Source organism: Tenacibaculum retecalamus, assembly GCF_027941755.1.
Lineage (GTDB): Bacteria > Bacteroidota > Bacteroidia > Flavobacteriales > Flavobacteriaceae > Polaribacter > Polaribacter haliotis_B.
In genome coordinates this window covers 2,622,011-2,642,958 of record NZ_CP115916.1, presented here as the reverse complement: position 1 = coordinate 2,642,958, position 20,948 = coordinate 2,622,011, and the positions used below count along the sequence as shown (strand labels likewise).

18 protein-coding genes are annotated in these 20,948 nt (G+C 30.8%); 6 read left to right on the top strand and 12 right to left on the bottom strand.

Features of this window, described 5'->3' with window-relative positions; all coding sequences use genetic code 11:
• Positions 1–73 precede the first annotated feature (73 nt).
• The 4 genes from PG912_RS12420 to PG912_RS12405 are packed head-to-tail and all read left to right on the top strand — an operon-like array spanning position 74 to position 3,153.
• On the top strand, positions 74–730 hold the full coding sequence (locus PG912_RS12420) for a hypothetical protein (protein WP_275687777.1): 657 nt from the start codon (positions 74–76) through the stop codon (positions 728–730).
• A 5-nt stretch (positions 731–735) separates the two neighbouring features.
• Positions 736–1,032 (top strand): hypothetical protein, encoded by a 297-nt coding sequence (locus PG912_RS12415; RefSeq protein ID WP_275687776.1) that lies wholly within the window; start codon positions 736–738, stop codon positions 1,030–1,032.
• 51 nt (positions 1,033–1,083) lie between these two features.
• Positions 1,084–2,268, top strand: a complete 1,185-nt coding sequence (locus PG912_RS12410; protein ID WP_275687775.1) for a GNAT family N-acetyltransferase — start codon at positions 1,084–1,086, stop codon at positions 2,266–2,268.
• Positions 2,269–2,286: 18 nt separating this feature from the next.
• Positions 2,287–3,153: an acyl-CoA thioesterase gene (locus tag PG912_RS12405; protein ID WP_275687774.1), complete on the top strand. Its 867-nt coding sequence runs from the start codon at positions 2,287–2,289 to the stop codon at positions 3,151–3,153.
• A 66-nt stretch (positions 3,154–3,219) separates the two neighbouring features.
• Here the strand turns inward: PG912_RS12405 and PG912_RS12400 are convergent, their stop codons facing one another.
• The 6 genes from PG912_RS12400 to PG912_RS12375 all read right to left on the bottom strand — a co-directional run bounded on the left by PG912_RS12400 (position 3,220) and on the right by PG912_RS12375 (position 14,074).
• Positions 3,220–5,469, bottom strand: a complete 2,250-nt coding sequence (locus PG912_RS12400; protein WP_275687773.1) for an inorganic phosphate transporter — start codon at positions 5,467–5,469, stop codon at positions 3,220–3,222.
• Between the two features lie 76 nt (positions 5,470–5,545).
• Positions 5,546–6,748: a porin gene (locus tag PG912_RS12395; protein WP_275687772.1), complete on the bottom strand. Its 1,203-nt coding sequence runs from the start codon at positions 6,746–6,748 to the stop codon at positions 5,546–5,548.
• Positions 6,749–6,971: 223 nt separating this feature from the next.
• A complete protein-coding gene (locus PG912_RS12390; protein ID WP_275687771.1) occupies positions 6,972–7,865 on the bottom strand; it encodes a metallophosphoesterase in 894 nt (297 codons plus the stop codon).
• Between the two features lie 59 nt (positions 7,866–7,924).
• The gene (locus PG912_RS12385) at positions 7,925–9,898 is read right to left on the bottom strand and encodes a DUF5689 domain-containing protein (RefSeq protein ID WP_275687770.1); all 1,974 of its coding nucleotides are present in this window, start codon (positions 9,896–9,898) and stop codon (positions 7,925–7,927) included.
• Between the two features lie 437 nt (positions 9,899–10,335).
• Complete coding sequence (locus PG912_RS12380) at positions 10,336–12,696, bottom strand: TonB-dependent receptor (protein WP_333780663.1); 2,361 nt, start codon at positions 12,694–12,696, stop codon at positions 10,336–10,338.
• 277 nt (positions 12,697–12,973) lie between these two features.
• Positions 12,974–14,074 (bottom strand): acyltransferase family protein, encoded by a 1,101-nt coding sequence (locus PG912_RS12375; RefSeq protein WP_275687769.1) that lies wholly within the window; start codon positions 14,072–14,074, stop codon positions 12,974–12,976.
• A 165-nt stretch (positions 14,075–14,239) separates the two neighbouring features.
• Here PG912_RS12375 and PG912_RS12370 point away from each other — a divergent pair, with 165 nt between their 5' ends.
• Positions 14,240–15,289 carry an endonuclease/exonuclease/phosphatase family protein gene (locus PG912_RS12370; protein ID WP_260587109.1) on the top strand — a complete coding sequence of 350 codons (1,050 nt, stop codon included), beginning with the start codon at positions 14,240–14,242 and terminating at the stop codon, positions 15,287–15,289.
• A gap of 26 nt (positions 15,290–15,315) precedes the next feature.
• On the opposite strand, the gene PG912_RS12365 is transcribed toward PG912_RS12370, so the two are convergent.
• From PG912_RS12365 to PG912_RS12355, 3 genes are all read right to left on the bottom strand, one after another.
• Entirely contained in the window at positions 15,316–15,660 is a 345-nt protein-coding gene (locus PG912_RS12365; protein WP_260587108.1) for a hypothetical protein, read from the bottom strand.
• Between the two features lie 55 nt (positions 15,661–15,715).
• The gene (recJ, locus tag PG912_RS12360) at positions 15,716–17,401 is read right to left on the bottom strand and encodes a single-stranded-DNA-specific exonuclease RecJ (RefSeq protein ID WP_275687768.1); all 1,686 of its coding nucleotides are present in this window, start codon (positions 17,399–17,401) and stop codon (positions 15,716–15,718) included.
• Between the two features lie 114 nt (positions 17,402–17,515).
• The gene (locus PG912_RS12355) at positions 17,516–17,941 is read right to left on the bottom strand and encodes an OsmC family protein (protein ID WP_275687767.1); all 426 of its coding nucleotides are present in this window, start codon (positions 17,939–17,941) and stop codon (positions 17,516–17,518) included.
• Positions 17,942–18,050: 109 nt separating this feature from the next.
• Here PG912_RS12355 and PG912_RS12350 point away from each other — a divergent pair, with 109 nt between their 5' ends.
• A complete protein-coding gene (locus PG912_RS12350) occupies positions 18,051–18,641 on the top strand; it encodes a carboxymuconolactone decarboxylase family protein (RefSeq protein WP_260587105.1) in 591 nt (196 codons plus the stop codon).
• Between the two features lie 65 nt (positions 18,642–18,706).
• Here PG912_RS12350 and mscL read toward each other — a convergent pair whose 3' ends face one another.
• From mscL to PG912_RS12335, 3 genes are read right to left on the bottom strand one after another with little or no spacing between them, the layout of a single operon-like run.
• Positions 18,707–19,111 (bottom strand): large-conductance mechanosensitive channel protein MscL, encoded by a 405-nt coding sequence (gene mscL, locus PG912_RS12345; RefSeq protein WP_275689056.1) that lies wholly within the window; start codon positions 19,109–19,111, stop codon positions 18,707–18,709.
• A gap of 52 nt (positions 19,112–19,163) precedes the next feature.
• Entirely contained in the window at positions 19,164–20,264 is a 1,101-nt protein-coding gene (alr, locus tag PG912_RS12340; RefSeq protein ID WP_275687766.1) for an alanine racemase, read from the bottom strand.
• Positions 20,257–20,868, bottom strand: a complete 612-nt coding sequence (locus tag PG912_RS12335; RefSeq protein ID WP_260587103.1) for a thymidine kinase — start codon at positions 20,866–20,868, stop codon at positions 20,257–20,259. The genes alr and PG912_RS12335 overlap by 8 nt, the downstream gene beginning before the upstream one ends.
• Positions 20,869–20,948 lie beyond the last annotated feature (80 nt).

Sequence of the window (20,948 nt, the reverse complement as noted above, 5' to 3'; positions counted from 1 at the left end):
ATTACAAATAAATAAGGGTGTTTTTTTGGTTAAAATTCAAAAAAAAACGCAAATTTGTAACTAAAAAAATTCTATGAATAAATTACCTTTTAAAAGTTTTTGGCTTTTTTTATTAATTCCCATTGGTGTTGTTTTTTTTGTAGTTATCCCAGAATTTGAAAAGAAATATGAACAATATGAAAATCACCAAACAACACTTAAAAATGATATTTATACTTTAGATTCATTACAACAGTTAAAAAACCCAACTAAAAAAGATAAACATTTACTTCAAAAATTAGAAATCACCGTACCAATTCATACAAAGATTTATGGTGGTGAGAAGTTTATGTTTTATAAAATAGGGGGAATGTTACTTGTTTTTGTATTTATGGGAGTAGGTATGGTTGCGACAAATTATATTTCTAATAAAAAGAAAACTTCGTCTAAAAATAAACAAGTAGATTTTGTTTTTGAAGACCCTACAGCTGATGTAATAGGGCAACAAATATCTTGGAATGCTCTAGAGAGTTCTGCTAGTAATTTTGCAAGTGAAGTATATAAAAAAACAGCACAAGGTTACAAAATAACCGCTAGCTCATTTACTAAAGTATTTGCTTGGGGTTTTTTCTTAATGGGTTTAAATTATGTAGCAATTTCATTCTATGAGTACTATCAAGTTTATGATATTCCACTTACTTTTATGAAAGGAGGAAAATTGTTTTTTACTTCTGGCGGCTCTTTTTATTAATAGGATTGATTTTACTATTTATGTTTTCTCCAAAAGTATTTATACATACTCGAAAAAGAAAAATTATTTTTGGTGGTGAAACATTGCAATATCAGGAAGTATATGCTTTGCAGGTATTAGAAAAATTTTCGTCGGGAGGTAGTTCTTCAGGCGGTTATTTTTCATATGAGTTAAATTTGATAACCAATAAAGGAGATCGATTTAATTTACTAAACCACGGTGATAAGATGTATATTTTAAGTGATATGATGAAAATAAGTAAATTATTAAAAGTGCCAGTTTGGAATAACGGAGTTGTATAATTACGTTTACATAAACTTTTAGTAATTTACACCCAAAATATAAAGGGGTCTGTGAATTTTTTATCTTGTACAAAGCATGCTTTAAATGTTAAATACTTTTATGCAGTTAATGAAATATCAAACGATGTTTGGCAACAATTAAACTGTACAGAAAACTTATATTATCACCCGAAATATTTAGAAGCATTACAACAAAACAATCCAAAAATACAGTTTGGTTATATTGTTTTATTTGATGAAGATAAAGCAGTTGCAATAGCAACTATTCAAATAGTAGATTTTTATTTAGATAGTGTTCAAAACGATATGCAATCTGTCGTAGAATGGATAAAATGTACTGGAAGAAAATTAAGAATACTATCTCCAGAAAAACCTTTTAAAATACTTACCTGCGGAAATACATTTGTAAGCGGTGAACATGGAACGTTTATTAAAGATGATCAGAATAAAAATGAAATCATTTTAAAAATAGCGAAAGCAGTTATCGATTTTACTAATTTAAAACCTCAGAATAAAGTTGATTTCTTTATGCTAAAAGATTTTGAAAAAGAATCGTTGTTTATTACTGATGATTTGCATGAAGAAGGTTATAATTCGTTTAATGTAGAACCGAATATGGTATTGCATTTAGAAAATGATTGGCATAGTTTAGATGATTATTTAACAGCTTTAAAAACTAAGTTTAGAGTAAAAGCAAGAAAAGCACTAAAATTGAGTGCATCATTAAAAACTGAAGATGTTACTTCGGGTAGACTTAAAGATTTATTGCCAGAAATGAAAGCGTTATATAAAACGGTTTCTACTAAATCGAGTTTTAATTTAGGTGATTTTAATATCAAAACTTATAAATCATTAAAAGATAATTTAGGGGATGCTTATTTTTTAAGAGCTTATTGGTTAGAAGATAAGTTAGTAGGTTTTTTATCAGGAATTTTTAATAAAGATTCATTAGATGCTCATTTTGTTGGAATAGATTACACCAATAATAAAGAATACGCTATATATCAACGCATGTTATATGATTACATTTCTTTAGGAATACAAAGAAAAGTTAAAACTATAAACTTCGGAAGAACGGCAAGTGAAATAAAAAGCTCGGTAGGAGCAGTTCCGCAAGATTTAACTATTTATTTGCGACACAAAAAAACAATTACAAATCGTATTTTAAGTCTGTTTTTAAAACGAATTCAACCATCAGAATTTAAACAAAAACATCCATTTAAAATAAAACAATAGCAAAGTTAATTTTCAATAATGAAAAACACTCAAGAACTATTAAAAATACTAACCTTAAAAGATATAGGTAATAATAACTTTAACGGAATCAGCAAAGATATTGGTAGTCCAAATGTATTTGGAGGTCAGGTTTTAGCGCAATCATTAAATGCAGCTTATAGAACGGTTAAAGAAAGTCGTGTTTTACATTCCTTACATTCTTATTTTTTAGAAGCAGGGAATTTAGAATTACCAATAACTTATAATGTGCAGGTTATTCGTGATGGAGGTAGTTTTTCTACCCGACGCGTAACTGCACATCAAAATGATAAAACAATTTTTATTTTATCGTGTTCTTTTCATAAAAAAGAAGAAGGGTATGAGCATCAAATGCCAATTAAAAAAGGGATAAAAAAACCCGAAGAGTTATTTAGTTGGACAGATATGTTAGCGCAATTTGGTGATTTTTTACCTAAAAAGTTAAAAGCATTTTTAAGTGTTGAGAGACCAATTGAGTTTAAACCTGTAGAAATTGTAAACCCTCTTGATATGAAAGATTTACCACCATTTGTTGATGTGTGGTTTAAGTTAAAAGGAGATCCTGTTGATTTATCTTTAGCGTTAAAACAACAAATTCTTACCTATATTTCTGATTACAATATTTTAACAGCCTGTTTAAATCCGAATGCGAGCGTTGCTAATTTTGGTAATACTCAAATGGCAAGTTTAGATCACTCAATGTGGTTTTATCGTGATTTTGATTTTAACGATTGGATGTTGTTCTCAATCGAGAGCCCTAATACCTTTGGAGCACGTGGCTTTGCTTGTGGTAATATTTATACAAGGGAAGGTAAGTTAATAGCTTCTGTTGCACAAGAAGGGTTAATGCGCCCAATGAAAAAGTAAATTATTTTTTGATAAATAAAAAACCCCGAGTGAAATTCACTCGGGGTTTTGCTTTGTTAAGTAATTCTATACATTTTTACTACTTATATGAAACTCTTCGTAAGTTTCTAATAAACTCATAAGAGCAGCAACTAAATCTTGTGTTTCAATTAAAACACTAAAGTATAAAGTAGTGTTTTTAGGACTTGTTTCGTCAGTTCTAATACGAGCAACTTGTTTTTCGATAGAAGCAGCAACGTCTTTTAATAATTCTTTCTTTTCGTTAATGATAGTTGTTAAGTTATCAAAGCTTCTATTTTCGAAAGTAGCACTAATATCATCTAACAATTTAGAAAGGGTATTGTCAATATGTTTTAAATCTTTTAATTGACCTTTCTTTAAATTTTTGTGATTGTTATTAACATGCTTAAAACTAGCTCTAGAAATATAACTAATAGATTGTGCTACATCTTGTAAGTATCCTAATACTAAGATATAGAACCTACTTGCTTGTACCGAAGTATCGTCTAACGATTTAATAAAGTAGAAAACACCATCTTTTAATCCGTCAATTTCATCATTTAACTTCCCTACGTGTTTATCGGTTTTACGTAGTTTGTTTAAATCGTGGTTAGCTAAATCATTTACAACACTTGTGTATAATTTGTTTACACGAGTTGCAACTTCAGCAATATGATCTGCACTTTCTTCAATTACTCCATTAATAGTAATTAATTCAGCTCTTTCGAAATGCATTTGCTTTTTAACTTCTTTCGATTTTTTTCTGTGGATTAATGTATTTCTTCCTATTAAAAGTGCTACTACTAATAATAAAACAGGAATCATAACCATGTTAAAGCTAATTAAGTAGGCAACCACTGCTGCTGCTAAAAATGCAGTTAAAGCAGTTAAAAACCATCCTCCAATAACATTAATTACACCAGCAACTCTATAAACAGCGCTTTCACGTCCCCAAGCTCTATCGGCTAAAGAAGTACCCATTGCAACCATAAATGTTACGTAGGTTGTAGATAATGGTAATTTCATAGATGTTGCAATAGATATTAAAATACCCGCAACAATTAAGTTAACAGCAGCTCTTACTAAATCGAAAGCTGGCATTTCATAAGTTTTATCTTTAGGTAATTCAATTACAGGTCTCTGAAATTTAGCATCAACGAAAGCTAATGTTTTAGCTGGGAATATTTTAGAAATACCAATATTAATACCCATAGCAGCTCTTACTACTATTCTTGATAAAGGATTTGGTTTAAATTTTTCATGACCTTCTCCTTGTCTAGATAAATCAATACCTGTTTTAATTACATTTTGTGCTTTACTAGAAGTCCATAATGTAACTACCATAATGGCACCAGCAATTAATAATAACCATACATTAGATGGTACTTTTTTAGCTAAAATACCCATTGAAAAGGCATCCGCAGAAACCCCTGATACTTCCCATGCTTGGTACGAATTCCATGCTGCAATTGGTACTCCAACAAAATTTACTAAATCGTTACCAGAGAAGGCCATTGCTAAAGAAAATGTACCAATACCTATAATCAACTTTAAAATATTAATTTTAAACACACTAATTAAAACTTGAGAAATTAAACTCCAAGCGATAAAACTTCCTGTGATAATTAATAAGGTATTTCCTTCAATTAAATGTTTTATGTCTTTATAAAAAGGAGTTCCTTTCATTCCCTTTATAATAATGAAATAAGTAATTGCAGTAATTGCAAAACCACCAAACAAAGCACTAATATAGTTTGCTCTTTTTTCGAAATTGAAAGAGTATATTAACCTAGAGATAAATTGAACAATTGCCCCTACAGAAAAGGCTACTACTACAGAGAGTAGTATTCCGTTTATAATTTGAACTGCTTTTTTATGATTGATATAATTCCAGATATCTGAAATTGATTGTGTATCACTAGAAGAAATCTTAATTAAAGAGATACATACAGCTGCTCCTAACAATTCAAATACAATTGATACTGTTGTAGAGGTAGGCATACCTAATGAATTAAAGATATCTAATAATAAAATATCAGTAATCATTACCGCCATGAAAATAAACATGATGTCTTGAAACATAAACATGTTTGGGTTAAAAATACCCTTACGTGCAACTTCCATCATTCCACTAGAGGTAATGGCTCCAAAGAACACCCCTACACTGGCAATTATCATTATGTTTCTAACTTTTATAGCTTTAGAGCCAATTGCTGAATTTAAAAAATTAACAGCATCGTTACTAACTCCTACAATTAAGTCGACAACAGCTAAAATAGCTAAGGCAACAAGCATTAAAATATATGGATCTCCCATTTTAGATTTATTTTTTTTGCAAATTTACAAACACTATTCTAGTGCTTATGTTAGGTTTACGTTATGTTATTGTTTGTTAAAAATGAATATCTACTTGTAAGCGATACATTAACTCATTAGTCCCACCAGTTAAGCTTAAGTAACTTACATCGGTTTGTACTTTTAATTTATGACCAACAATATATTTTGACAAACCTAAAGTATATTGATTTTCCGTTCCTTTACCCGTAATATCTTCATCTAAGTTTATATTAGTATAACGTCCAGAAACTTCCCAGTTTTTACCTAATAAGTAACCCGTTTGTAAATTTAAACCATTACCAACATGTACAACATCACCTGTTAAAGTTCCATCAGAATTTTTTGCGATTGGATCTTTAGCATCTCTATAGGCATATTCACCCATGAAAGAAAAACCTTTGTATTTAAACATTGCATCTACAAAAAAGGTAGAAATATTTGTTTGATAAAAGCCAGTATCATTTTTCATATACGATCCTTGGTTACTTCTGATTTTAACAGCGTTGTTGTTAAAATCATAACTACTACCAATGGCTAATTTTGGTGCCTGTTCCTTTTTTAAGTCACTTCCCATATAATCACCTTTACTTGTAAAGTTACCAAAAGGTAAAAATTCTATTCGGGCTGTGTATTCATGTCCACCAAGATTCCCAGTAGTTACATTTCTACCTTCTCCTTGTGCTATTGATAAAGCTTCACGAACAATAAATTTATCAGATATATTAAAATGATGTCTTAATTGTAGCCCCATATCTCTGTCGATATTAAACCTGCTATTTAATAAAGATCTGTCTACCATTTGAAGATTTCCTGAAGAAATTACACGTTCTCTGTTTCCAGGTAGTTTAGTTTGTCCTACCCATAACTCGAAGTTTTCATGGAAATTCCATTTTAAAACAGCATCTAAAATATATCTAGGAGCATTGCTCGTAAATTCTGATGCACCACTAATATCTCTATTAGAAAGCCCTAGCTCTAATTTATATTTTAACTTCGGAGAATAAGCGAATCCACTAAATTTTAAACGCGCTCTTCTTACTAAAAATGATGTTTCGGGATTAGATAATCCGTCGCTATTAGAATCCCATTTATGGGTTCCAAGAAATTGCATTCTTGCACCAATATTCATAGTCCAAGTACTGTCTTTTCCTACCAAATTAAATAATCCTTTTCCGAATTTAGGAGCGTTTGTTTGTTGTGCATGTGTGTATGATAACACAAACATACTTACGATTGTAAGTGCTGTTTTAAAATTCATTAGTGTTGTTGTTAGTTTTTGTCGCTGCAAATAACTAACCCTAATGTAAACTTATTGTTAATTTGATATTAAATAAAAAAAACTGCCTCGGCCAAAGGCAGTTAGCCTAATAAAATAGTCGACAAAAACTAACATTTACTAAACGAATTTACTTCTCATGATAAGATGCATCAAATGTATTCATTCACTTTTATCTTAATATTAAGAACGTTTTAATAAACTGTTATTTAAACTTAAATGTAATGAGATATTGGTGAGGGCCTTCTAAAAGAGTTCTTATAATCTGCATTGTACCATTTTCTTTTGTAACCACATGCCACTTAATTAATGTAACCTCATTATTTTCTATTTCAAGACCAGTTATGCATCGTGGATGTACGCAGCTACCATCATTAAAATGTGGTACTTCGTTTTGAGAAGGAAAACGAGGTCGATGGGTATGACCGGTGATTATCATTTGATTGTTGTTGTTTTTAATCCATTTTTCAAGACGACTTTCTACTTTTATAAGTTCTTTAAAGTTTTGAGCGGGACTTGTTGGATCATCGATACCAATTAATTGTAATGGGCGCCATAAAATTTGTACTAAAAACCTACTTAACTTCCAAAAAGTGTAATTAAACCAATCTGCTTGATGGCCATGTAAAAGAAAAATCGATTGTCCGTTTTCTTGTTCTAATTTAATTGCTTCAGAAAAAGAGATGTTTATCATCAACTCTTTTTCTTTGCTGTCAGTAACATCATAATAATAGTTTAAATTTTTGCTTACTTTTTTCGGATTCCGATAATCCATATCATGATTTCCCCATATTAAATGCAATCGATTTTTGTCATGAAATTCTTTTAAAAGTAGATATACATCTTTGTTTGCATTAAAAATATTAACAAACTTATTTTCCCATAATTCATCGCCATCACCTAATTCGATATAAGTAAATTTTTTTTGTAAATATTGCGACAAAGCATGATGAAATACTTTTCGATTGTGGGAAAAATCATCAGCAAAACTATTATCACCTCTATGGCAATCTGAAAACAATATATATTTAGATTCTTTATTTAAAGGTAATTTTTTAGCTTGATTAAAAGCGCGCGTAATTCTTTTATTTGATGACATAAATAGTATTATGAGATAAATATGCGTAAAAATACTGAGTTTATAAAACGGAATATTTATTATCTATTTCCTATGGATGAAAAATCATCTATACTTTTCACGATCCATTCAGTATTAGAAGTATTTGTTCCTGCACTCACTGTCCAATCTATATTTCCTTTTGTAATTGCTAATTTTCTTACTAATGTATGGTCTTTAGTTGCTTCGGTAATTCCAGCAACATCCCACCCAGTTCCGGGATCACCATTCCAATCGCCTAACCAATCTAGTATTGTAAAATTAGTTTCTGTTCCGTATACTAAAGCAAAACCATCATCACCATTACTTAAAGTCCCGAAAGAATGATTTGCCCTTGCTAAAATTGTTGAATTTGCAGAGGTGTGCGAAACAACATATACTTCGCCTGCTGGTATTTTTGCATTTTCAGGAAATTTATTCCAATGTTCGTGTTCGCCAATAGTAGTAGGTTCATTTGATACACTAGCTAAAGCGTAGTTTGTTAAGTCTATTTCTTGCGTAGTAGGATTGTAAATTTCTAAGTATTTATTGTTACTAGAACCTTCAGCATATTCAGAGAAAAACAAATTATTACCGCTTCCACCGGTAGGAGTACAAGCATAGGTTTCAGTAAAGTTTACATCGGTTTCATCTCTAATATATAAATATACTCCGTTTGCCTCTGTCAGAACACCTGTAATGGTTCCTTTTTTATCACTTACTTGATTGTTTGCAAATGTAGCATTTGATATAACGGAAAGCATTTTTAGTTCATTAAGGCAGTCAGAGGTTAACGTATTTACACCAGCATATGTTTTCGTGATGTTTTTAAATTGAACGTTTTCAATTTGTACTAATTTACTTTCAAAGTTTCCCGATAATGCTTGTGAAATAGAAATTATTTCTGGTGTAGGTAAGGTGACAGTTGTTGCGCTTATTATATTTGAAGTAGCTAAGTTTAATTGTAGTAATCCGTTGTTTTCATTTAGTTTTAATCCGCCTATAGCAATTTCTATTTCATCACCTAAGTTTAAATTATGTGTGTCGCTAAAGTTTAATGATATGCCGGCCGAATTGTCTTGAACAAAAGCATTTTGATTAGAAATGTTTCCTTTAGAGAGATCGGAAGTAACAATTACTTTTATTTTTGAATTTTGAGTAATCGTAGTTTCAGTTCCTGTAAACAATCCTTTAATATCAGCTAAAAGTGTTTCTGTTGGGTTTTGATAACAACCATATTCTTCGGTTAAATCAACATCATTTATACCTCTAATAAATAGTTGATAATCATTTTCGAATTTATTTAAAATAGCAGTTATGCTCCCTTTTTTATCAGGAATAGGTAACGCTTTAAAATCAGCAAAACCACTTGTTGTTAACGTTATTGTTTCGAAAGAATCACAGCTAGTAAAAATTCTATCTACAGAATCGGTATTAGAAGAATTTGCATAGGTTAATCCTTGTGTTTCTGATTGTAGGTTGTTAATTTTTATTAAGGTATTAATATGTGCGTCTGTTAATTCAGTTGTTTCTAATTCGGTGGGAATTATAGTTGCGATTTCAGAAGCTCTATCAATAAAATAAACATAATCATTCGGACTAATTTGCGTAACACCGTTTCTAAAAGTGTTTTCAACGCCGATTTGATACGCTCCGTTCTTTCTATTTAAAAACAAACCTTTTAATTTGATAAAAATTTTTCTACCGACAATATATCTTTCGTTTAAGTTAAAATCGTCTATTAAAACTTCAAACCCTATAGATGGATTTTCTGGCGAGTCCTGAATAATAATACTTTTATAAAAGTTACCTTCTTTATCATTAGAAACCACATATCCGAAGGTTGTAATGTCTTCTTCAAAATCAACTAAGCTGCCTTGGTATAAATCAGCAATTTCTGTTAACGGTTTTATAGTTGCATATTCTTTATCGTCTCCTAAAGTAGGAATCGTAAAATCGCCATCCTCTACACAAGCAGAAAAAGAGAAGAGGATAAAAAGTATTGTTCCGAATTTAAATATATTTTTTGTTTTCATTTTCAATTTTTTTTTAGAATCTAAAATTCACATTTAAGAAATAGGTAGCGCCTCTGCCGTACCAATATTTACTGCCAAAATTTGGAGTTCCATTTGCGTTATCTTCACTTTCTAATCCGTAATTAGCAGTTCGTCCTTGTTCGTAACCTCCTGTTTTATATTCTTTATTAAGTAAATTACTTGCACTTGCAAAGAAGCCTATGTATTTGTTTTTACCAATCCGCCAGGTTTTACCGCCAATAGCATTTAAGGTAAAATAACCATCAAATTTTTCTTGTGTTAATAACTGTCTTGCTACATCGGGATCGAAATTTGGAAAAAGTTGTCCATCATCAGAAATAAAAGAGGTAGTTCTTTTTATAGGGGAAGGATCAACATAAGCATTGTCTAAATAATTACCAGTTACACTTACAAACCAATAATCAGGATCTCGATATTCAAAACCAAAAGAATAGGCTGTTTGTGCATCCTGAAGCTATTTTATAATTTTTAAGATTTGCTGTGCCGTAATCTTTTATTCCTCTTTCATCAAAACCAGCATTTTTAGATTCGGTACTAATTTCTGAAGCCAAGGATATATTCGGATTATTATCATACGTATATTGCCCGATGTTAGCCGCAGCTTTTAATTTAAATGTTGATAATACTTGTGCTTCGATACCTAATTCTGCACCGAAGTGTTTTTTATCGATTCCAGTTACAATTTCTTGAATAAAAAGATTATCAGCACCTGTAAAATAAAAAGCAATATCTGTAGCATCTTGTATTTTTGTGAAATAACCTGATAATTTCGCCATTACAAAAGGTGTTCTTAAAATATAGCTAGCATCAAAAGACATCAGTTTTTCATTCAATAAAGTACTTACATCAGCAACTGTTAAGTTATTAGACCTTGAGTTGGCAAAAGAATTACGAATAAAAGGTGCTTTGCTAATATAGCCTGCGTTAAAATCGATTAAATGCCGACCGGTAACTTTATAGGTTAGTCCTCCTTTAACACCATAACCTAAAAATGATAATTTTTTAGATTTCCCAAAAGAATTAGGTATTTCAGAATTAGAGTCATCACCAGGGAAAATTCCGTTTTTATAGAAACCTTCTCTTTGGTGTGTGGTGTTATTTACAGAAGTACTAATATGGTAATCTATTTTATTATACTTAAATAATAATTGTGCAAAACCACCGTAAACACTCGATGTTAGCTTGTAATTATATTTAAATCGGTCTCCTTTTTTTGCGATCCTATTAGGGTTTAATAAATCGTTTTGAAAATCATCCTCAAGCGGATTACCAAACTTATTAATATCTAAGTAACCAGTAGCGCCCAATAAATCTATTACACTAGCAAAATTTTCTGAAGCCAATGTTTTATACTCTAAATTACCACTTAAAGTAATGTTTTCGGTTAACTGAGAATTTAAAATAGTGTTCATACTTATTTGCTTATCGTCATTACGATCTTCGTATAAAACAAACAAACCATTGTCATCCCTATTTTCATTGGCTATATATAAATCAAGCCAATTCAATTGCCCGTCGTTTTTAAAATTGGTTAAGGCTTTATACGCATTTTCATAATCTGGACCATAGGAGTCGTTTAGAAAAAAATTAGGCAATTTTCTGTAATAAGTTGGGTTAGGATCGTTACCGCCATTAAAATCTATTCTACTATTACCTATTTCACCAAACTGATAAGCAATACCCGTATTTAATGTGGTTTTATCATTTATATTCCAATAATGATTTAACATAATTATGGGTTCGTCAACTCTTTTTATGCGAGAATTTCTGATTTTTCCATTTTGATATCCCCAATAAGGGTTGTATTTAATCCCTTTAATATCATAAACCTCTTGCGTATTAGCGGCAGATTTCCCTCTGTTGTTTTCGGCTTTAATAGCGGTAATATTTAAACTGTGTTTTTCGTTAAGTTGTTTTTCTATAGAGAGAAACATCGAGAATGCATCATAAGAAGATCCCTCGGTAAAACCTTCATCGGCATACCTTTTACTTACAGAACCTGTGAACGCCCATCCGTTTTTTATGAGTCCTGTAGCATACATTGCCATTAAACGGTGAGAGTAACTTCTGTTAGATGAAGCATAGGATACTCTTGCTCCTTTTTGATATTCAGAAGCGCGTGTATTCATATTTGTAGCTCCTAAAACTCCTCCAAAAGTAAAGCTAGAGGGAGCTAAGCCATTACTAAACTCTTGATTTCTTAAAGCATCATTTAAACCACCCCAATTACTCCATTGTGGGCGACCGTTGTAAAGCTTGTTCATTTCAATTCCGTTAATTAATATTTTTCCGTTATCAGAATCCAAACCTTTAATTCTGTAAAAGGAGGAACTCCACTCAAAAGCAGCCGCACGTAAATAAGTGTCTTTCGATGATTGTAGTAATCCAGAAATATTATCGGCACTGTTAGATTCATCATTTAATTCATCATCAGTAAGCGTAATAATACTTAAATCTTGATATTCAGAAATAGTTTCGTAGATTAAAATGGTGCCTAAATCTATGATGAATCCAGGTACCGTAACAGGAAAATTTTGAGTTTCAAACCCTTTTAAAGAAATTGTTATTACATGTTTCCCTTCGGGTAAGTTTTTTAGTAGAAAAGAACCATTAATATTCGTTGATTTTTGAATGTTAATCCCTTTTACACTTACTAAAACATTTTTTAATGGTTCTTCAGAATCACTATTAATTACGATTCCTTTTACAGCGTTTTGAGCATTTATAGTAAATAAACTACAAAGCATCAATAACATTGTTATTGTGAGCTTTTTCATAGGTGCTTGTTTAATTACGTTAATTAATCGCGCTAATTTTTTACCTAAAGATATGTAATTTTAAGATAACTTTAACATTTTTTGTATTTTGATGTTTTTTGTAGTTGTCTTTGTTACAGTTGTTTATGGTTTTGTTGTTGGTGAAAAGTGGATTTTAGAATCAAAAAAAACCTGAAAAAATTAATGTAATTTTAATTCAGGTTTCGTTTTTTTAAAACAACAATAAGTTTTGCAAATACATGATTTTTATATCAAGTGTTTACTGTTTTTGTTAGTATTATATTTTAATTATTTTATTTTTCTTAAATAACCAATAAGCAAATAACCAGATGAAAAATGTAAATGCAAAAGCAAAAAGTAAACTACCTAACTTGTTGCCAAAAATTGGTTGAAAAACAGCATTATATAAGTAAGCATAAAGGTTCGTATTTTTAAATAATATAACGCTCGCAAATATTTTTATAAAAAGGATTGATAAGATATAACTTATTAGAGGATTTATGCCGAAAACATTAAAAGTGAATGTCCAACTAGTAATTTTTTTATAATCGATAATATACATCAATATAGTCCATAGAAAAAGTAAAATACTTGAAGTGAATAAAACATAAGAACCTGTCCAAAGTGATTTGTTGATAGGATAATAATTATCCCACATAAGTGCTAAGATTAACATTACTGATGCAATTAATAACAAGTATTTCATCTTTTGTAAAGGGTTTCTTTCTTTAGATAAAGCAAGTGATGTTATGAAATAGCCAAGAAGAATTTGTGAAATACTAGATAATGTTCCTAACAATCCTTCAGGATCAAAAGCTAATCCATACCCTTTGTAAAGATGCGCTTCACCAAAAATTGCAATATCTAAGTATCCACCAATGTTGCCTTTTAAAGTTAAATAGTTATCTGCTTCGCCAAAAAAGAATAATATTCCCCAATGAACTAACAGTAAAGAAATACTAGCAAGTAAAATGGTATTTATTCGTTTTAGTAAAATGATAAGTAATCCTGCAAAAAAGAAAGCCAATGCTATTCTTTGTAGTACACCAAAATATCTTAATTCAGTAAAAGGTGTGTTGTAAAAAGGAAACCAATTAAGAAGTAGCCCGATTAAAAAGATTAAGAAAGCTCTTTTAGTTATTTTCTTCACAACTATTGCAGTGGGTAATTTAAACATCTTTTTAAAAGATATAAATAAAGACATACCTATAACAAAAAGAAAGGAAGGGAAAACAAGATCAGCAGGGGTACAGCCGTTCCATTTAGCATGTAATAAAGGCGGATATACATAGCTCCATGATCCAGGAGTGTTCACTATAATCATAAAAAATATAGTCAATCCTCTTAGGATATCTATCGATAATAATCTCTTATTCACTTATCTAGTTTTTTTAAAAGTACAGAACATGTTTCATTCTTAAAAAGAAAAAGTAAGAAACTTTTTTCGTAGAAATAGTAGTATTTTTTTGATTTTATGAAATTTATTTTTAATAGTTGTTTATATCCAATCACTTTTATATTATTTTTAAGCAAAATTTACAACATGATTAAAAGAATAATATGTATCGTTATTGTCTTTATAGCCTCGTTTTCTTATGCGCAACAAACAAGTAAAGCATATAAAATAAGAACGATTGGTTTTTATAACCTAGAGAACCTTTTTGACACTGTTGATGATGTTGAAAAGAATGATGAAGCCAGCCCTATGATGGAAATTAAAGGTGATAGAGAAAAAGTATATCGCGATAAATTAGATAAATTATCAGATGTTATTTCACAAATGGGTTCCGAAAAAACCAAAACGAGTCCGGCTATTATAGGTGTTGCTGAGGTTGAGAATAAAAAAGTACTAGAAGATTTAATTGATACGGATAAATTAAAAAGCAAAGATTACGGAATTGTTCATTTCGATTCTCCTGATAAACGAGGTATTGATGTTGCTTTATTGTATCAAAAAAAATATTTTAAACCAATTCATTTCGAAGTGTTTAATCCGAATATTTATAAGGAAAATAAAAAGGTTTATACGCGAGATATATTATGGGTTTCTGGTTATTTAGACGATGAATTAATTCATGTGCTTGTAAACCATTGGCCATCACGAAGAGGAGGAGAAAAAAAGAGTAGACCATTACGAGAAAAAGCAGCTTATAAAGTAACTCAGATTATTAAAAGTATCAAAGAAAACGATCCGAACCCGAAAATATTAATTCTTGGTGATTTTAATGACGACCCAATAAACTCTAGTTTTAAAACGGTTTTAAAAACAAAGTCGAAAAAGAAAAATGTTACAAAAGACGCTCTTTACAATCCATATGAAAATATGTTTCGCCGCGGATTTAATACTTTAATGTATCGAGATAATATCAATTTATTTGATCAAATTGTAATAACTTCATCGCTGTTAGATAAAGGAAAAAAAGAGTATTCTTCTTTTAAAATGTTTAAAGCTGCAATTTTTAATAAACAGTTTTTAACCGAAAAAAAAGGACGTTATAAAGGATATCCTTTTAGAAGTTTTTCGTACGGAAAATATACTGGCGGTTACAGTGATCATTATCCTGTTTACATGTATTTGATAAAAGAAAATTAACAAGCTTTGTTAAAATTACAACTGAATTAATTTTTACATAAATCATCTAAATAGTTGTTCATGCGCATTTGAAATAAAGTTCCTTTAAGTAAGTCATCTATTTGAGCAAGTTCAACTTGTGAAACAGCCATGCTTACTTTTTCGGAGGGAGTTTGTAATAAGATAGATTTACAATTTTCTCCTTTTACACAAGTAGCACAGTTTTTTTGATTTTTTGAGTCGAGTACTTTTTCTAAAAAAACTTCAATTTCATTTACGGTTAAATGAAAGCCTGTATCGCAAAATATTAATTGGATTAAATGTGCACTTTTGTCTTTCCAGTAAAACGAAATGCCAATTTTATTGTCGTAAATTTTAATAATTTCTTCCATAAGTAATTTATTACGGAAACAAATATATAATTTATTTAGAATTATTCTAAATAAATTATTTTAAATCTTTTAGCATTAATTGAATTGTAGTATTACCGTTCCAAGTATTCTCATCTAGCGCATACACAATATCGAATTCATTTTGAACAGAAGATAGTTTTTTACCTAAATTAAAACCAATAGCATTGTATGTTCTTTTATCTGAACCGTAAATAACATTTAGCTTTAAGTGTGTTTTATCAGCTCCAACCTGTTTTCCGTAACCATTATCTCTAACCGATGAGGTAGAAAAAGTAGGTTTCATATTTAACGGATCAAAAGGTGCCATTTGCTGTAATATTCTATAAAATTTTGGAGAAATTTCAGACAAATCTAATTCAGCATCGATACTAATTTCTGGAATCAATAAATTTTTATCGATAGTTGTTGCAACTACTTCTTCAAATTTATTTTTAAAACCTTCATATTGTTCAGGCAGTAAAGTTAAGCCTGCGGCATATTTATGGCCACCAAATTGCTCAATAAACTCAGTACATTGTTCTAGGGCATTATACACATCAAACCCTTTTACTGATCGTGCAGAAGCAGCTAACTTATCACCACTTTTAGTAAAAACTAATGTAGGTCTGTAATAAGTTTCTATTAAACGAGAAGCTACAATTCCGATTACACCTTTGTGCCAGTTTTTATTAAAAACAACAGAAGTAAATTTTTCAGTTTCTTCATTTTCTTCAATTTGAAGCAAGGCTTCTTGCGTAATTTTTTTATCGAGTTCTTTTCTGTCTGAATTATATTTTTCTATGGATGCAGCAAAATCAACCGCAGCTTCAAAATCCATTTCTGTTAAGAGTTCAACGGCATGATTACCGTGTTTCATTCTTCCTGCAGCATTTATCCGCGGAGCGATAATAAAAACAACATCGGTTATAGTTAAGACCTTTTTGTCTAATTGATGAATAATTGCTTTAATTCCGTTTCTTGGCTGCGAATTAATTACCTGTAAACCCCAATAAGCTAACGTTCTGTTTTCGCCTGTCATCGGAACGATATCTGCGGCAATTGCAGTGGCTACCAAATCTAAATAACCGACCAAATCATCAATAGTCTGATTTCTTTTAGATGCTAGTGCTTGAATTAATTTAAAACCAACACCACAACCACATAATTCATCATACGGATACGAACAATCTATTTGCTTCGGATTTAAAATAGCAATAGCTTTTGGTATTTCTGCTCCTGGTTTATGGTGATCACAAATAATAAAATCGATGTTTTTTTGTGATGCGTAAGCAACCTTATCGATGGCTTTTATACCGCAATCTAAAGCAATAATTAAAGAAAAACCATTGTCTTCTGCAAAGTCAATTCCCATATAAGAAACTCCGTAACCTTCGGCGTATCTATCGGGAATATAAGTGGCAATATTTGGGTGAATTGTTTTTAAATAAGACGACATTAAAGAAACGGCAGTAGTTCCGTCAACATCATAATCGCCAAAAACTAAAATATTCTCGTTGTTGGCAATTGCTTTTTCAATTCGTTCAACCGCTATTTCCATATCTTTCATTAAAAACGGATCGTGTAAATCGTTTAATGAAGGTCGGAAAAATTGTTTTGCTTTATCAAAAGTATCAATATTACGTTGCACCAAAATTTTAGCCAAAGTTTTTTCTATTGATAATTCTTCAGCTAATTGCTTTACTTTTTTAGAATCGGGTTCCTGTTTTAAAGTCCAACGCATATTTTTAATTTAAAACGAAAGGGTTAGGTAGGTTAATCCTCAGCTGTTTATTGTAAGTATGTGCTTCTGAAATAAATTCAGAATGACGTACAGATTATGAATTAAGTCGAATATTTATTTATTATGAAAATGATTGGTTGTTTTTACTTCAGCAAATTTTCTAAACATTTCCATAACACCACAATATTTATCAACTGATAATTTTACTGCTTTGTTAATTTTATCTTCGTTTAAATCGGTTCCATAAAAATGATAATCAACAAATACTTTATCGTAATATTTAGGATGTTCTTCGGTTAATTTACCTGTAATTTCTATTTTAAAATCATCAACAGCAACGCGCATTTTTTCTAATAGCGGAATAACATCAACACCCGAGCATCCTGCTAAGGCAGATAACATCATCGCTTTAGGTCGTAATCCATCTCCTTTACCACCATTTTCTTCACCTACATCTATAAATGTTTTGTGACCACTAGGGTTGTCGGTTTCAAATTGCATGTTTTCTTTCCAAACTGTTGTAACTGTGTGCGATGCCATAATCTAATTTTTTTGTTTCTTGCGTAAGCAAATTTAATAAAGCGTCAACTAAGCTTGTTGAATCTTTACACAAACTTACAGTAAAAATTTATTAATAAAAATATAACATATGCCATTAGTAACACCATTATCTGCAGAGCATGATAAAGAAACCAAAGAATTAGCTGAATTTTTTAACGAAACACTTGGGTTTTGTCCGAATTCGGTTTTAACAATGCAACGAAGACCTGCCATTTCAAAAGCTTTTATCAATTTAAATAAAGCAGTGATGGCAAATGAGGGAAAAGTAACATCAGCCTTAAAAAGAATGATAGCTTGGGTTTCGAGTAATGCTACTGGTTGTAGATATTGCCAAGCACATGCGATTAGAGCTGCGGAGCGTTACGGAGCAGAACAAGAGCAATTAGATAATATTTGGGAGTACAAAACACATGCTGCTTTTTCGGATGCTGAGCGTGCTGCGCTAGATTTTTCATTAGCTGCTTCTATGGTTCCGAATATGGTTGATGATAAGATAAAAACCGAATTATATAAGTATTGGGATGAAGGGGAAATTGTAGAAATGTTAGGGGTAATTTCTTTATTCGGATATTTAAATAGATGGAACGATTCTATGGGAACTTCTATTGAAGATGGTGCTGTAGAAAGCGGAGATCAATATTTAGGAAAACATGGTTGGGAAAAAGGAAAGCATATTTAAAATAGGATAAAATAAAAAAGGCGGTAAAAATTAATTTTACCGCCTTTTTTATTTGAAATTAGTTGTTATTTATTTTTAAGTAAATCTCTAATTTCTCCTAACAAATCTTCTTGACTTGGTCCTTTTGGAGCTTCAGGAGCTGGTTCTTCTTTTTTCTTCATTGCGTTTATAGCTTTTACAACCATAAACATTACAAAAGCAACAATAATAAAATCGATAATATTGGTTAAAAATTCACCATAAAGAATAGCAACTTCACCTGTTATTTTTCCAGTTTCATCAGCTATCCCTTGTTTTGCTATGTATTTTAAATCTTTAAAATCGGCATTGAATAGTAAACCAATTAAAGGCGATACAATTCCACCCGTAAAAGAAGTAACTACTTGTTTAAAAGCTGCACCCATAACAAAACCAACAGCAATGTCGACTAAGTTACCCTTCATTGCAAACTCTTTAAATTCTTTAAGCATTCCCATGATTTTTGTTTTTAATAGTTAATTGAGTTGAAAATATATAAAAAAATTAGCGCTTTACCAATCTTTTTACGCGTTGTGATATTGCTGTAAGTATTTCATACGGGATGGTTTCGCACTTGTGAGCAATGTATTCGATGTGTTGTTGATGGTTGAAAATAATAACTTCATCACCTTCTTTACATTCAATTTTTGTTACATCAACCATAATCATATCCATACAAACATTTCCAATGATAGGAGCTGGTTGATTATTGATAAATACAAAGCCTTCTTTATTTCCTAGTTTTCGTGAAATACCATCTGCATGCCCAATAGGAATGGTAGCACTTCGTGTTGGTTTACTAGCAACAAATGCTCTGTTATATCCAACAGTTTCACCTGGTTGAATTATATGTATTTGTGAGATGATTGATTTTAAAGTGTGCGTGTTTTTTAGTTGAGCAGTTTCTTGTTGGTTGTTTCCAAAGCCGTATAAACCAATACCTAAACGAACCATATCGAACTGAGCTTGCGGATAATTTATAACACCCGAAGTATTTAGAATATGAATCATAGGCTTGTAGCCTAAATGCTCATAAAATTGTTTTACGATATAAGCAAAGTTATTTATTTGACCAATTGTAAATTCTTGTTCATTAGGATCTTCACTGGCAGCTAAATGAGAAAAAATAGATTCAACTTTTATGTTATTAGATTTTTTAACAGCCGTAATAATATTAGGAACATCGGTATGCCAAAAACCTAACCTATTTAAACCTGTATTAAATTTAATGTGCACAGGGTAATTCATTAAAATAGTTTCGTCAGCTAATTGTAAAAAAGCATCAAATATTTTAAAGTTATATAAATTGGGTTCTAATCGATGTTTTACAATATCCTTTAAGTTTTGAATTTGCGGATGCAAAACTAAAATAGGTGTTTTAATACCTGCTTCACGCAAAATAATTCCTTCGTTTGAATAAGCAACCGCAAAATAATCTACCTTATTTTGAAGTAGTTTTGCTATTTCTGTGGCTTCACTACCATAACCAAAAGCTTTTACAACTGCTAAAATTTTAGTGTTAGGGTTTAATTTTTGCTTAAAATAAGCAAAATTATGTGCTACAGATTTCGCATCAATTTCTAAAACAGTAACGTTGTTATTCATTGGGTAAGTTTTCTTTCTTTTTGTTTTGCGCTTGCATCGCTTTGTAATAAGCAGCCCTACTTAAAGGTTCGTATTCTTGCGTTTCACCTAGTAAAACTAAATCGTCGTTTAGTGCTTTTCTATAACTATAATGTGCTAAGTTTCCAGTATGAGTACAAACTGCGTGTACTTTGGTTACATATTCTGCAGTAGCCATTAATGCGGGCATTGGTCCAAAGGGATTCCCTTTAAAATCCATATCTAAACCAGCAACAATTACACGAACTCCTCTGTTAGCGAGGTCGTTACAAACAGCTACAATTTCGTCATCGAAAAATTGCGCTTCATCAATTCCAACAACATCAACATTATTCGCTAATAACCGAATATTTGAAGAGGCAGGAACAGGTGTTGATCTAATTCTGGTTGCATTATGAGATACCACTTCTTCATCGTCGTAACGAGTATCTACCGATGGTTTAAAAATCTCTACGCGTTGCTTTGCAAACTGCGCACGTTTAAGTCTGCGAATTAATTCTTCGGTTTTACCCGAAAACATTGAGCCGCAAATTACTTCGATCCAACCAAATTGTTCTGTATGATTTACTGTGTTTTCAAGAAACATTTTGTAATTTTAAGCGCTAATTATTGATATTTGTGTTACTTTCGAATAAGGAACAAATTTATTAAAATTTAACAGCAAAA

Bases quoted from the DNA above. Each gene is read 5' to 3' on its own strand.
- alr (WP_275687766.1), bottom strand. From the start codon at position 20,264: ATGAATAACAACGTTACTGTTTTAGAAATTGATGCGAAATCTGTAGCA.
- PG912_RS12380 (WP_333780663.1), bottom strand. From the start codon at position 12,696: ATGAAAAAGCTCACAATAACAATGTTATTGATGCTTTGTAGTTTATTT.
- recJ (WP_275687768.1), bottom strand. From the start codon at position 17,401: ATGCGTTGGACTTTAAAACAGGAACCCGATTCTAAAAAAGTAAAGCAA.
- PG912_RS12385 (WP_275687770.1), bottom strand. From the start codon at position 9,898: ATGAAAACAAAAAATATATTTAAATTCGGAACAATACTTTTTATCCTC.
- PG912_RS12420 (WP_275687777.1), top strand. From the start codon at position 74: ATGAATAAATTACCTTTTAAAAGTTTTTGGCTTTTTTTATTAATTCCC.
- PG912_RS12390 (WP_275687771.1), bottom strand. From the start codon at position 7,865: ATGTCATCAAATAAAAGAATTACGCGCGCTTTTAATCAAGCTAAAAAA.
- PG912_RS12405 (WP_275687774.1), top strand. From the start codon at position 2,287: ATGAAAAACACTCAAGAACTATTAAAAATACTAACCTTAAAAGATATA.
- PG912_RS12370 (WP_260587109.1), top strand. From the start codon at position 14,240: ATGATTAAAAGAATAATATGTATCGTTATTGTCTTTATAGCCTCGTTT.
- mscL (WP_275689056.1), bottom strand. From the start codon at position 19,111: ATGCTTAAAGAATTTAAAGAGTTTGCAATGAAGGGTAACTTAGTCGAC.
- PG912_RS12365 (WP_260587108.1), bottom strand. From the start codon at position 15,660: ATGGAAGAAATTATTAAAATTTACGACAATAAAATTGGCATTTCGTTT.
- PG912_RS12400 (WP_275687773.1), bottom strand. From the start codon at position 5,469: ATGGGAGATCCATATATTTTAATGCTTGTTGCCTTAGCTATTTTAGCT.
- PG912_RS12350 (WP_260587105.1), top strand. From the start codon at position 18,051: ATGCCATTAGTAACACCATTATCTGCAGAGCATGATAAAGAAACCAAA.
- PG912_RS12355 (WP_275687767.1), bottom strand. From the start codon at position 17,941: ATGGCATCGCACACAGTTACAACAGTTTGGAAAGAAAACATGCAATTT.
- PG912_RS12395 (WP_275687772.1), bottom strand. From the start codon at position 6,748: ATGAATTTTAAAACAGCACTTACAATCGTAAGTATGTTTGTGTTATCA.
- PG912_RS12335 (WP_260587103.1), bottom strand. From the start codon at position 20,868: ATGTTTCTTGAAAACACAGTAAATCATACAGAACAATTTGGTTGGATC.